Source organism: Corynebacterium testudinoris (genome assembly GCF_001021045.1).
GTDB classification, from domain to species: Bacteria; Actinomycetota; Actinomycetes; order Mycobacteriales; family Mycobacteriaceae; genus Corynebacterium; species Corynebacterium testudinoris.
Genome location: NZ_CP011545.1, coordinates 596,270 through 608,555, shown reverse-complemented (window position 1 = coordinate 608,555; position 12,286 = coordinate 596,270). Strand labels below are relative to the sequence as shown.

The following is a 12,286-nucleotide window of genomic DNA, read 5'->3' as shown; positions in this document are numbered from 1 at the left end:
ATGGACCTTCTAGAACACTTGCTTGCGATGGATCCAGCCGCCCCCCGCCTCACGGTGTACAACGACTCGACCGGGGCGCGCCTCGACTTTTCTGCCCAAACTCTTGATAACTGGGCCTCAAAAATCGCCAACATGCTGCTCGAAGAGCTCGACCTCGACGAAGAATCCACCATCCTCATCGATCTCCCCGTCAGCTGGCAGGCCGCGACCATCGTTTTGGGCAGCGTGGCCGCCGGGGTACGCCACCGCTTTGGCACCGAATCCAGCGACGACATTGACGCCGTGTTTACCTCCCTCGACCGCTTCGACGCCTACTCCGGGCCCGACATTGTGCTGGTCAGCGATGACCCCTTCGGCCGTGGCATCGTCGAATCGGGCGGGCAATTGCCGGATGATGCCATCGATTTCGGGCCGACGGTGCGTTTTTATGGCGACCAGTTCTTCGGCCCGGCGCCGTCATTGCGCGATGTCGTGCCCACGTCCACGGAGCCCGCTCGGGTGTTGTCCACGGGTTGGCACGATGACGCCTCCTTCGCCGAATCCGTCCTCATTCCGCTCTCCGCTGGGGGGTCGGCGGTCGTGGTCAGCGGCTTGTCCGACACCGACCGCTTGGATGAGATCGCAGTGGCGGAAAAGGTGACGCAACGCGTGTAGCGTGTCGCCTATGGCAACGGTCAAGTTTGATGCGGTCTCCATCCGTTACCCGGGCGCCGAGCGCCCCACGGTCCACGATCTCGATCTGGAGATCGCCGACGGCGAGTTCCTCGTTCTCGTCGGCCCATCCGGCTGCGGTAAATCCACCACCCTCCGGGCGTTAGCGGGACTCGAAGAGGTCGACTCGGGGCACTTGCTTATTGATGGCCGCGATGTCACCGGCACCGAGCCCGGGGACCGCGACATCGCCATGGTGTTTCAGAATTACGCCCTCTATCCGCACCTGAGCGTGGCCAAGAACATGGGTTTCGCCCTCAAGTTGGCCAAGCTGCCTGCCGCGGAGATCGCTGAGCGGGTGGAACGCGCCGCGGACATGCTCGGCCTCACTGAGTTCCTCGACCGCAAGCCGAAGGACCTGTCTGGCGGCCAGCGGCAGCGCGTGGCCATGGGTCGCGCGATCGTGCGTGATCCCAAGGTCTTCCTCATGGATGAGCCTCTGTCTAACTTGGACGCCAAGCTCCGCGTCCAGACTCGCGCCGAGCTTGCCGCCCTCCAGCGCCGCCTGGGCACCACGACTGTCTACGTCACGCACGATCAGGTGGAGGCTATGACGATGGGAGATCGCGTCGCCGTCCTCAAGGACGGCATCCTCCAGCAGGTTGCGCCGCCGAGGGAGCTTTACGACGCCCCGGTCAACGACTTCGTCGCCGGCTTCATCGGCTCCCCCGCCATGAATCTCTTCCCCTTTGACGGCGTGACGCTCGGCGTCCGCCCGGAATCCATGATGGTGCTCGAGGATCGCGAGCTGCCCGCCGGCTGGGTGGAGAAGCAGGCAACGGTCGACCTCGTGGAGGAACTCGGCTCGGAGTCCTATGTCTATGCCACCAGCGACGGGGTCCGCCTCGTCGCCCGCCTCAACGAGGTGGCCTCCCCAGAGCGCGGCGCGCGGGTTCGTTTCGGCTTCTCCCCCGCCGACTCGCATCGCTTCCACCCCTCGACCGGTGAGCGCCTGTAGCTCACCCCCGGCCAGGGGTGGGAAGAAGTGAAATAGCCCAACTTCCGGCGGAAATATAAGCTAGATCACTAGATTGGAGACACCTGACGATCTAGAAAGGTGTACGAAAAAGGTCAGGTGCAGCACCCTTTTCCGGAGTGGTGCACCTGCCCTCTATCAGCGTTCGGTTCAGTGAGTACCCGGCAGTCCGATCGTGAGCAGCTGCGGTGCCGGCGTACAACACCCCTGCGAGGACGACTCCTCCGAGACCACCCCAGCAGGTGCCGGCACGTCGCAGCTCCCACCCAGATCCGTGGTACATACCCCGGTTTCGGGTAGATCCAGGTGCACCGCGTCAGCAGATTCCTGGTCCCCGGCCAGGGCCGCAACAATCGAGCGGACCTGCTCATAGCCGGTGGCCATAAGGAAAGTCGGGGCGCGGCCATAGCTTTTCATTCCGGCGATATAGAAATTGTCCTCCGGGTGGGCCAGTACCTTCTCACCGTGGGGTTCCACCGAGCCGCAGCTGTGGAACTCGGAGTCAATCAGCGGCCCCAGCTGGGCCGGGGCCTCCACGGCCGGGTCCAAGGCCAGCCGCAGCTCCGAGAGGATGCTCAGGTCCGGGCGGAAACCCGTGGCCGGTACCAGCGTGTCGACCTCAATGATTTTCTCCCCCTCCGGGGTGGTGCCATGGACCTGCAGCCGGTCGCCTTGAGTGTCGAAGGCGGTGATCGTCAGGGAGGTGTGGACGGTGATACGTCCTGCGTCCACCAGCTGGCGCAGGCGCGAGCCCAGTGCCCCGCGGGCGGCCAGCTCGTCGTTGGCCTCACCGCCGTAGACGTGGGTGACATCCGCCGAGCGCACCGCCCAACTGATCCGGGTGTCCGGGTTCTGCTCAGCGAGCTCACCTAACTCCAGCAGGGTATTGGCCGCGGAGTGCCCGGCACCCACGACCAGGATGTGCTTGCCGGCGAAGCGTTCGCGGTCTCGGCCCAGCACGTCGGGCAGGGTCTGGGTGATCAGGCCCTGCTCGCGGGACTTATACTCCCCTGGGGCTATCAGGCCGGCCTGGCCCAGCGGGTTGGGGGTCGACCAGGTGCCAGAGGAGTCGATGACTGCCGCGGCCTGAATATCCTCGACCGTGCCACCGTCGTGCTCGACGCGGGCGATGAACGGGGTGGTTGCCCGGTTCGCGGTGCGGGTCTTGTCCATGCCCAGTCGGGAGATGGCCACCACCCGGGTGTCGTAGCTGATCGCCGGGGCGATCTCCGGAGTTGCCGCCAGGGGTGCGAGATACTCGGCGGACAGCTCGTGGCCGGTGGGCAGGACCTCATCCTGTGGCGCGCTCCAGTCGTGGCGCTCCAACAGGCGACGGGCGGCGGTGTCGATGTTGTACTCCCAGGGCGAGAACAACCGGGTGTGCCCCCACTGGGCAATCGCCGCCCCGGCCTGCGGGCCCTGCTCGACCACCCGGAAGGGTAGGCCACGTTCGTGTAGGTGGGCGGCGGCGGCCAGGCCGACCGGGCCGGCGCCGATCACCACGACCGGATCAGGGGCAGATGTCGTATCCAGAGGTGTTGCCATTGCGGTGATATCTCCTATGCGGATCAGTAGTGAGGTGGTGGCCTCGTCATATCGATGGTTGCCAATGTCTACCGTAGGCTTCACTTTGACAGTCGTCAATGTATGATGGGGGCATGAGTGCTGCGCTAGAAGAACTGGTCGTCTGCCCCGACCACGGTGATGGTCGGGAGTGTTGTTCCCTGTCGTGCGGGCCCCTCGATACCTCCCGCGCGCAGCGCTTGGCGGTGATGCTCAAGGCACTGGCCGATCCCACCCGCCTGCGCCTGCTGTCGCATATCGCCTCCCAGGGGTGTGAGTCTGTGTGTGCCTGCGATCTGACCGGCCCACTGGGGGTTAATCAGTCCACCGTGAGTCATCACACGACCAAGCTGGTTGACGCCGGCCTGCTGGCCCGGGAGCAGCGGGGCAAGTGGGCGTACTACACGGTTATCCCGGCAGCGTTTCAGGAGCTGCGCTCCGTGCTCGACCTGGGCTAAGAGCCTTGTCACCTCGCCCCTGTGGCTGGTGGGGCGGGTCATTTCACGGTCTTGCCGACAGAGTCGGCAATGTCGCGGGCGGCCTTTTTGGCGTAGGGGCCGACACCGGTGATCGTCGCCGCCCCCGGGCCCGTCCAGTCGCCGTAACCGACCACATGCAGACCCGGGTATTGTGGTTTCCCGTTTTCCAGCAGCCGGCGCACCGGCCCAATCGCCGGGCGAAACCCGGTGCACCAGATCAGGTGATCAGCCTCGACCTCATCCAGTGAGCTAAACATCGGGGTGGCCTTTAGGCGCCCGGAATCCCTGGCGGCACGGACCTCGGGCAGGACGACAATATCGCCGAGCTCCGAGTCTGCCCCGGGATCCGGTTCCCCGCGCCCAATGGCCAGGGCGCGCTGCCGGTTGCGGCGAAACAGCACCCGGCCATCGACCTCATCAGGCATCCAGCGTGGTTGCTCGCGGGTGTACCAGGTCACCTCGGCCACGCGGCTTAAGTCCGCGGCGATCTGGGCGCCGGAGTTCGCCCCACCGACCACTGCGACACGCTTACCCTGGAAGGGTGCGATCCCGGGGTAATTCGCCGAGTGCCAGTGAGTGCCGGCGAACGTTCCAGGATACGACGGGGCGAAGGGGGCGGACCAGGTGCCGGTGGCCGCGACAATATTGTCCGCCGTCCAGGACTGCGCTCCAGCCCGGATGCGGTAGCAATCATCGTCGAAGTCGATCCGGTCCACATGGACGGGGCGTTCCACCGGGATGCGGTAGCGCTGCTCATAGGCACTGAGATAGTCCACCACATGGGAAGCCGGGGGAAACCCGTCATAGTCGGGCATGGGCCAACCCGGCAGGTTGGAAAACTCCGCGGTAGAAAACAACGTCATCGACGGCCACACATGCCGCCAACCCCCGCCGGGGGCAGGCTGGTCATCCAGGACCAGGGTCTTCACGCCTGCCCGCAGCAGGTAGTAGGCGGTGGCCAGTCCCGACTGGCCACCGCCGATAATGATCGCTTCGTAGCTGTCGTCGCTGTGCCCTGCCATGGGTGCGATCAGCCGATCTGCAAGACGGTGCGCAGCTCGGCGAACAGCGCCGGACGCACCTGGTGCAATACCGTGCGTCCCTCACGCGTGCGCTCCAGCAGGCCCGCTTCGGTCATCTTCTTCAGGTGATGCGAAATCGTCGGCTGACTCAACCCCATCAGTTCCGTGAGCTCGTTAACACTGACCGGGCCACACCCACCGGCGGCCAACTGGGACAGAATCCGCAGACGCACCGGCTCAGCCAGCACCTTAAACAGCGCGGCGTAGCGGGTGGCCTCATCATCATTAAGCGGGCCGGCGCCGAGCGTGCAACACTCGGACAGGTCGGTCAGGGGAAGAATCTGTGCGGTCATCATACCCACCACTATATATTGACGAGCATCGATATAGGAAGTAGTTTGAGTATTGATAAACATCAATACTACCGAGAGGTGACGCATGACCGCACCCACCCAGACCCGGGCTCAACCCGCCCATATTTCCTTCCTCGACAAATATATTCCGATCTGGATCATCCTCGCCATGGCGCTCGGCCTCCTTCTGGGCCGCGGCATCCCCGGACTGGCCCCCTTCCTCGGTTCCATGGAGGTCGGTGGGATCTCCCTGCCGATCGCCCTGGGCCTGCTGGTGATGATGTACCCACCGCTGGCCAAGGTCCGCTACGACAAGACCAAAGAAATCGCCGCTGACAAACGCCTGATGAGTGTTTCACTCATTCTCAACTGGATCGTGGGCCCGGCACTGATGTTCGCCCTGGCCTGGACCTTCCTGCCGGACGAACCGGAACTGCGCACCGGCCTGATCATCGTCGGCCTGGCCCGCTGCATCGCCATGGTGCTCGTCTGGTCGGACATGTCCTGCGGTGACCGGGAGGCCACCGCCGTGCTGGTGGCGGTCAACTCCGTCTTCCAGGTCATCATGTTCGGTGTGCTGGGCTGGTTCTACCTGCAGGTCCTGCCCTCCTGGCTGGGTCTGGAGACCACCTCGGCGGAGTTCTCCTTCTGGTCGATTGTCACCTCGGTGCTCGTCTTCCTCGGCATCCCGTTGCTGGCCGGTGTGCTGTCCCGGATCATCGGCGAGAAGGTCAAGGGGCGTGGTTGGTACGAGAACAAATTCCTGCCCGCCATCTCCCCGTTGTCCTTAATCGGCCTGCTGTATACCATCGTCCTGCTGTTTTCTCTGCAGGGAGAGCAGATCACCTCCCAGCCCTGGACCGTGGTGCGTCTTGCGGTACCGCTGTTGATCTACTTCGTCGGCATGTTCGCCATCGCACTGATTGCCGCGAAGGCGTCGGGCATGAATTACGCTCAGTCGGCGTCGGTGTCGTTTACGGCCGCGGGCAATAACTTCGAGCTGGCCATCGCCGTGGCCATCGGCACTTTCGGGGCGACCTCCGCACAGGCGCTAGCCGGCACGATCGGCCCGTTGATCGAGATCCCGGTGCTTGTCGGCCTGGTCTACACCATGCTGTGGCTGGGACCGAAACTCTTCCCCCAGGATCCGACCCTACCTGTATCCTCGACACCGTCTCCGCAGACTGCTTTATCCGAGAAGGAGAACTTCACCTCATGAGCACCCACCCAACAGTCCTGTTCGTCTGCGTCGGCAACGGCGGCAAGTCCCAGATGGCCGCCGCCCTGGCCAACAAGCACGCCGGTGACCAGCTGGAGATCCATTCCGCCGGCACCAAGCCCGGCACCAAGCTCAATGCCGCCTCCATCGAGGTCATCGCCGAAGCTGGGGCCGATATGTCCCAGGGCACCCCGAAGGGCATCGACCCGGAGCTGCTCCGCAGCGTCGACCGGGTGATTGTCCTGGGTGCCGATGCCCAGGTGGAGCTGCCCGCCGACGCCCGGGGCGCCCTGGAGCGCTGGGTCACCGATGAGCCCTCCGAGCGCGGCATCGAAGGCCTGGAGCGCATGCGACTGGTCCGCGATGACATCGACAACCGGGTACAGGGCCTGATCACCGACCTCACCAGCAACTAACCCCCGCCTGCCAGCCGAAAGGTCCTGCCGTGACCGCACCACTACAGCCCACACTCAGCGTGTTGTTTATCTGTGTCCACAACGCAGGCAAGTCCCAGATGGCTGCTGCTTTGGCAACCAAGTATGCCGGTGATCTCCTCACCATCCACTCCGCTGGCACCTCCCCAGACGCCCAGGTCAGCCGCCAGGCCACCCAGGTCATCGCCGAAATGGGGGCGGATATGTCCGACGAAACCCCGACACCTATTGATCCGCAGCTACTGCGCACGGTCGACCGGGTCATTGTCCTCGGTACCGATGCCCAGCTGGAGATGTCCGACGACGCGCGCGGCACCCTGGAACGCTGGGTCACCGACGAGCCCTCGGAGCGTCACATCGAAGGAGTGGAACGCATGCGCCTGATCCGCGATGACATCGACACCCGGGTCCAGGGGCTCGTCTCCGAACTGATCACTGATTTCTCCGGCTCTTCTTCGAACTAACCTTTTTCCCTCCAGCTCTTTCGCTCCCCTTACTGCTTTGGAAAGGTCTGTCATGTCCACCACCGAAACCCCGGAACTGCACACCAAGATCCTGACCCGCATCACCGAAGGGCTCGCCCGCACCTACCAGGGAACGTTCTCTGCGGAGACCATTGAGCGCTACGTCTTCGAGTCCTATATCTCCCTGGCACGCACCGCCAAGATCCGCACCCACCTGCCTATCTTGGCGGAGCGCTTCGCCAAGGACCGTCTCCGGGCGCTGGCGCTGGCTGAGGGCAAGATCGAAAAGACGGTCCCGCAGGTGCTGTTCGTCTGTGTCCATAACGCTGGCCGCTCTCAGATCGCCTCGGCCTTGCTGTCCCACTACGCCGGGAAATCCGTGGAGGTACGCTCTGCGGGTTCGTTGCCGACCTCCGAGGTCCACCCGGTCGTGCTGGACGTCCTGGCCGAGCGTGGCATCGACCTGGCCGGGGCTTTCCCGAAGCCGCTGACCGATGATGTGGTTCGTGCCGCCGATTATGTCATCACCATGGGCTGTGGGGACGTGTGCCCGATCTATCCCGGTAAGCACTATCTGGACTGGGAACTGACTGATCCCACCGATGAGACGCCGGAGAAGGTTCGCGAGATCATCGCGGAGATCGACGACCGTGTCAGTGGACTCTGGGAAACCATCCAGAGCTAAAGAGCAGTTCAACGTGCCCCACATCATTGGATGTGGGGCACGTTCCTCCTAGGCGCGGACGACCAGGTCGAGATGCCCGCCGATGCCCAGGGTTCCCTGGAACGCTGGGTCACCGATGAGCCCTCCGAGTGCGGCATCGAGGGACTCGAGCGGATGTGTCTGGTCCGCGATGACATCGATAGCCGGGTCCAGACGCTCGTCTCCGAGCTAACCAGCACCTAGTCCTCCCACCCGCCAGCGAAAAGGACCCTGCCGTGACCACACCACTACAACCCACCCCAGCGAGTTGTTTATCTGTGTCCACAACGCAGGCAAGTCCCCCCTCCCAGGTGTGCGGCTGGTCCACGTGAACATCGGCACCACACATCACCAGATCACCAGATCACGACGACTATAAGATCCAACCTATGACATATCCGCCCGTCCAACGCCTGCTTATCGCCCTGACACAAGTGCTCTCACTGACTGTCTGGTTTTCAGTCTCCGCGGTCGTGCCGAGCGTGCAGGCCGAATTCGGTATCGGTGATACTGCGTCAGTCTGGCTGACCGGCACCGTGCAACTGGGTTTCGTGGTGGGGCGTTAACCTCCACTGTCTTGAACCTAACCGACCGAATCCCCATGCACATACTTCTTGGTTGTGGAGCTGCCCTAGCTGCCCTCAGCACGTTGTTCGTGGCGGTTGTCGATCTCGGCCTTTCCAGTGTCCTGGTGCTGCGCTTTCTCACCGGGGTCTTTCTGGCGGCGGTCTACCCCACCGGGGTAAAGCTCATGTCCTCCTGGGCGCCGTCAAAGGATCGGGGCGCGGCGATGGGTCTGCTCCTAGGGGCTTTGACTCTGGGGTCCACGTTGCCGCACCTGATCGGTGGCCTGGTCGAGCTGCCCTGGCGCACGGTACTGCTGGTTACCGTGGTCATTGGATTTACCGGAGCTGTACTGGCATTTACCCTCATCCGACCGGGTCCGTATATCTCCCGCAGCCGGATCACCCTCAACCCGGGTTATATGATCACGATGTTTCGCCAACGCGGTCCTCGGCTGGTGAATCTGGGGTATTTCGGCCACAATTGGGAGCTCTACGCGGTCTGGACATGGCTGCCGATATTTGTCCTCCATGCCCCTGCCTCACCGCAGTTTCACGGCTTTGACCAGGTGGTCATGTTCCTCGCCCTCGGTGTGCTCGGATTTGTCGGGTGCATGATCGGTGGCTGGGCAGCAGATCGCTATGGCCGAGCGTATACCGCGACAACTGCTCTGGTCATCAGTGGTATCTGCTGTGTGCTCTCGCCCCTGGCGTTTCTGGCACCGGCCCCTGTTTTGGCGGTGTTCTGCGGTATCTGGGGTGCCTCGGTCATCGCCGACTCGGGAGTGTTTTCCACCGCTATGACAGAGGTGGTGGATCCCCGTTTCGTGGGAACTGCACTGAGCGCGAAGATGGCCATTGGTTTCGCCCTGACCGTGGTCAGCATTCAGCTCACCGCTGTGGTCGCCGACCTGGTCGGCTGGCAGTACGCCTTCCTGACGTTAGTGCCGGGCCCGGTCATCGGCGCCCTCGCAATGTTCCAGTTCCGCCCCAAATCGGTGAGCTGATCTTGACCCACCCCACCAGAATCCATGCCCGATCAGTCGGTACAAGTCACGTGGTGGACGCTGCGTCTCCTTCTTCATCTATCCGCGGCTATACCTCTATATATAGGGCACCTTCGAGACTGCCCCGGAAAGACGGCAGTAACCCCGCGCTGTGGACGGGAAGTCAGCTGCCGGCAAGAAGTTTCCGCCCGCCCTCGCGCAACTGGCCGGTGGGGGAGACATGCCGATAAAGAGTCTGGCGGGTAATCCCCAGTTCCTGGCACAGCGCGGCAACACTGGTCTCGGACTGTCCCATCGAGGCTGTCAGGGGCAGAAGACGTTTGCGCAGAAGTCGTCTGCACTTCCTCGCACGCCAAGGCGAATCCATCCTGCGACTCTGAGAGGCCCCTCGGTGATGAGAGGGATTGCCAACTAGTCATCACCTACTGTATGGTCAGTACATGCTGACTATTGCTTCTCGTCTTGATGTGATGAATCGCCTGGGCCGTGCCATGGCCGATCCCACCCGGTCCCGGATCCTGTTGTCCCTACTCGAATCCCCCGGGTATCCGGCCCAACTGGCCGAAACGCTGGGGTTGACCCGGACGAATGTCTCCAACCACCTGGCCTGTCTACGCGACTGCGGGATTGTAGTCGCCGAGCCGGAGGGGCGGCGTACCCGCTATGAGATCGTCGACGCACACCTGGCCCGCGCGCTCAATGCCCTGGTAGAGATCACCCTCGCCGTTGATGAGGATGCCCCCTGCCTAGACCCTGCCTGTCCGGTCGCCGGCTGTTGCGATACAGAAGGAGGCCAGCAGTCATGACGTCTGCCTGTGGTTGTGAACCATCTGCACCGATGGCCAGAGAAGAGGAGCACACGCCCTGGTGGCGTGATCGGGCTATCCTCCTTCCTGTGACCTCCGGTGTATCGTTGCTGGTTGGTCTGATCCTTGAGTGGTTCGTCCCCAATGCCGGGATGATCGCCCTCGTCTTATTCTGGGCCTCCCTGTTGTTGGGTGCCTCCCAGTTCGTTCCTGGGGCGCTGAAGGGGTTGTTTACCCGGGGAAAACTGGGTATCGGGTTGCTGATGACGATCAGCGCCACCGGTGCCGTCCTGCTCGGGTTCATCGAGGAGGCCGCCGCCCTAGCCTTCCTCTACTCCATCGCAGAGGCGCTGGAAGATAAGGCGATGGACAAGGCCCGCTCGGGCCTGCGGTCCCTGCTTGCTCTGATCCCCTCGACCGCGACCATTCTTGTCCGCGGGTCTACCCGCACAGTGCCGGTCGAAGACCTCGCTCCAGGGGATGTGTTGCGCCTGGCGGCCGGAGATCGCTTGGCCACCGATGGAATCATCCGGTCCGGGCACAGCAGCCTGGATGTTTCGGCGATCACCGGGGAATCCATCCCTGTGGAGGTCGGCCCCGGTGACGCGGTGCTGGCTGGCTCAATCAACACCACCGGGGCTCTCGAAGTTGAGGCCACCGCCGGAGGCACGGACAATTCCCTGACCACTGTGGTCGCGCTGGTCGAGCAGGCGCAGAGTGAGAAGGGCCAACGCGCGCGTATCGCCGACCGGTTGGCCCGCCCCCTGGTGCCGGGGGTGCTCATTCTGGCCATCTTCGTTGCCGTGATCGGGTCCCTGTTCGGGGATCCAGGTGTGTGGATTGAGCGTGCCCTGGTCGTGCTGGTCGCGGCCTCGCCGTGTGCGCTGGCGATCTCGGTGCCGGTCACGGTCGTCTCTGCGATCGGGGCGGCCAGCAAGTTCGGGGTGGCCATCAAGTCCGGCGCCGCTTTTGAGCGCCTCGGTGGCATCCGCCACCTGGCCCTGGATAAGACCGGTACCCTAACCCGCAATCAGCCCACTGTTGCGGAGGTGCTCACCATCGATGGCATCAGTCGGGCAGATGTCCTCGGCTGGGCTGCCGCGCTCGAGGATCACTCCACCCACCCGCTGGCCGCCGCTATTACCGCCGCAGCACCCCAGGCGCCGACTGCCCAGCAGGTTGACGAGACTGCGGGGCAGGGGATCACCGGGGTGATCGACGGGACGCAGATTAAGGTCGGTAGTCCCCGCTGGCTGTCCCCTGGCCCCTTGGTCGGGCAGGTCGAAACCCTGGAGAGCCAGGGTATGACCGTGGTCATCGTTTACCGTGACGACCACCCGGTCGGTGCGGTGGGGGTGCGCGATGAACTCCGTCCGGAAACCCCCGAGGTCATTCAGTCCCTGACGGACGAGGGTTTCGGGATTACCATGCTCACCGGTGACAACCGGCGCACCGCCGATGCTCTGGCCCACGAGGCCGGTATTACGGATGTCCGGTCCGAGCTGCGCCCGGAGGATAAGGCTCAGGCCGTGGCTGACCTGGCAGGCCGGGGGCCGGTGGCGATGATCGGTGACGGTATCAACGACGCCCCCGCCCTAGCTACCGCCGATATCGGGATTGCCATGGGAGCGAAGGGATCGGATGCGGCGATCGAGTCCGCGGATGTTGCCTTTACCGGTGATGACCTGCGTCTGATTCCGCGTGCCCTGCACCATGCCCGACGGGGGCGCACCATCATCAACCAGAACATCGTGCTGTCCCTGGCGATCATCATCGTGCTGCTGCCGCTGGCGATCACTGGTGTGTTGGGACTAGCTGCGGTTGTCTTGGTCCATGAGGTCGCAGAGGTTATCGTCATTGCCAATGGTCTACGCGCTGCCCGGACCGCAACTACCGCACGGCCAGTGGCTGCTGGCACACTGTCTACGTCGGAGCTCACCCATGCCGGCCCTCATGTGTGACCTGGTGACCGATCTGTCTCTTTTT

At 63.6% G+C, this 12,286-nt stretch carries 14 protein-coding genes and 1 pseudogene; 12 read left to right on the top strand and 3 right to left on the bottom strand.

Annotated features, from left to right (window positions below):
* Positions 1–654: a TIGR03089 family protein gene (locus CTEST_RS03005; RefSeq protein ID WP_047252483.1), complete on the top strand. Its 654-nt coding sequence runs from the start codon at positions 1–3 to the stop codon at positions 652–654.
* A 10-nt stretch (positions 655–664) separates the two neighbouring features.
* Positions 665–1,669: an ABC transporter ATP-binding protein gene (locus CTEST_RS03000; RefSeq protein WP_047252482.1), complete on the top strand. Its 1,005-nt coding sequence runs from the start codon at positions 665–667 to the stop codon at positions 1,667–1,669.
* 168 nt (positions 1,670–1,837) lie between these two features.
* Here the strand turns inward: CTEST_RS03000 and CTEST_RS02995 are convergent, their stop codons facing one another.
* A complete protein-coding gene (locus CTEST_RS02995) occupies positions 1,838–3,232 on the bottom strand; it encodes an FAD-dependent oxidoreductase (protein WP_047252481.1) in 1,395 nt (464 codons plus the stop codon).
* A 113-nt stretch (positions 3,233–3,345) separates the two neighbouring features.
* Here CTEST_RS02995 and CTEST_RS02990 point away from each other — a divergent pair, with 113 nt between their 5' ends.
* Positions 3,346–3,708: an ArsR/SmtB family transcription factor gene (locus CTEST_RS02990; protein WP_047252480.1), complete on the top strand. Its 363-nt coding sequence runs from the start codon at positions 3,346–3,348 to the stop codon at positions 3,706–3,708.
* A gap of 38 nt (positions 3,709–3,746) precedes the next feature.
* Here the strand turns inward: CTEST_RS02990 and CTEST_RS02985 are convergent, their stop codons facing one another.
* Both CTEST_RS02985 and CTEST_RS02980 read right to left on the bottom strand, forming a co-directional pair.
* Positions 3,747–4,751, bottom strand: coding sequence for an ArsO family NAD(P)H-dependent flavin-containing monooxygenase (locus CTEST_RS02985; RefSeq protein ID WP_047252479.1), 1,005 nt, complete (start codon positions 4,749–4,751; stop codon positions 3,747–3,749).
* Between the two features lie 8 nt (positions 4,752–4,759).
* The gene (locus CTEST_RS02980) at positions 4,760–5,107 is read right to left on the bottom strand and encodes an ArsR/SmtB family transcription factor (RefSeq protein WP_047252478.1); all 348 of its coding nucleotides are present in this window, start codon (positions 5,105–5,107) and stop codon (positions 4,760–4,762) included.
* An 82-nt stretch (positions 5,108–5,189) separates the two neighbouring features.
* On the opposite strand from CTEST_RS02980, the gene arsB reads away from it, so the two are divergent.
* The 9 genes and pseudogenes from arsB (at position 5,190) to CTEST_RS02940 (ending at position 12,261) form a co-directional block, all read left to right on the top strand.
* A complete protein-coding gene (arsB, locus tag CTEST_RS02975; protein WP_047252477.1) occupies positions 5,190–6,323 on the top strand; it encodes an ACR3 family arsenite efflux transporter in 1,134 nt (377 codons plus the stop codon).
* Positions 6,320–6,739 carry an arsenate-mycothiol transferase ArsC gene (locus CTEST_RS02970; RefSeq protein ID WP_047252476.1) on the top strand — a complete coding sequence of 140 codons (420 nt, stop codon included), beginning with the start codon at positions 6,320–6,322 and terminating at the stop codon, positions 6,737–6,739. Before arsB ends, CTEST_RS02970 begins: the two co-directional genes overlap by 4 nt.
* Before the next feature lie 29 nt (positions 6,740–6,768).
* Entirely contained in the window at positions 6,769–7,221 is a 453-nt protein-coding gene (locus tag CTEST_RS02965; RefSeq protein ID WP_269082328.1) for an arsenate-mycothiol transferase ArsC, read from the top strand.
* Positions 7,222–7,273: 52 nt separating this feature from the next.
* Positions 7,274–7,906 (top strand): arsenate reductase ArsC, encoded by a 633-nt coding sequence (locus CTEST_RS02960; protein WP_047252474.1) that lies wholly within the window; start codon positions 7,274–7,276, stop codon positions 7,904–7,906.
* A 45-nt stretch (positions 7,907–7,951) separates the two neighbouring features.
* Positions 7,952–8,128: pseudogene (locus CTEST_RS02955) on the top strand (low molecular weight phosphatase family protein); the annotation flags it as partial.
* A gap of 185 nt (positions 8,129–8,313) precedes the next feature.
* A complete protein-coding gene (locus CTEST_RS13785) occupies positions 8,314–8,490 on the top strand; it encodes a hypothetical protein (protein WP_201774816.1) in 177 nt (58 codons plus the stop codon).
* Positions 8,491–8,525: 35 nt separating this feature from the next.
* Entirely contained in the window at positions 8,526–9,494 is a 969-nt protein-coding gene (locus CTEST_RS02950; RefSeq protein ID WP_236686158.1) for an MFS transporter, read from the top strand.
* Positions 9,495–9,934: 440 nt separating this feature from the next.
* Positions 9,935–10,300: a Cd(II)/Pb(II)-sensing metalloregulatory transcriptional regulator CmtR gene (gene cmtR, locus CTEST_RS02945; RefSeq protein ID WP_011896442.1), complete on the top strand. Its 366-nt coding sequence runs from the start codon at positions 9,935–9,937 to the stop codon at positions 10,298–10,300.
* Positions 10,297–12,261 carry a heavy metal translocating P-type ATPase gene (locus CTEST_RS02940; protein ID WP_201774814.1) on the top strand — a complete coding sequence of 655 codons (1,965 nt, stop codon included), beginning with the start codon at positions 10,297–10,299 and terminating at the stop codon, positions 12,259–12,261. Before cmtR ends, CTEST_RS02940 begins: the two co-directional genes overlap by 4 nt.
* Positions 12,262–12,286 lie beyond the last annotated feature (25 nt).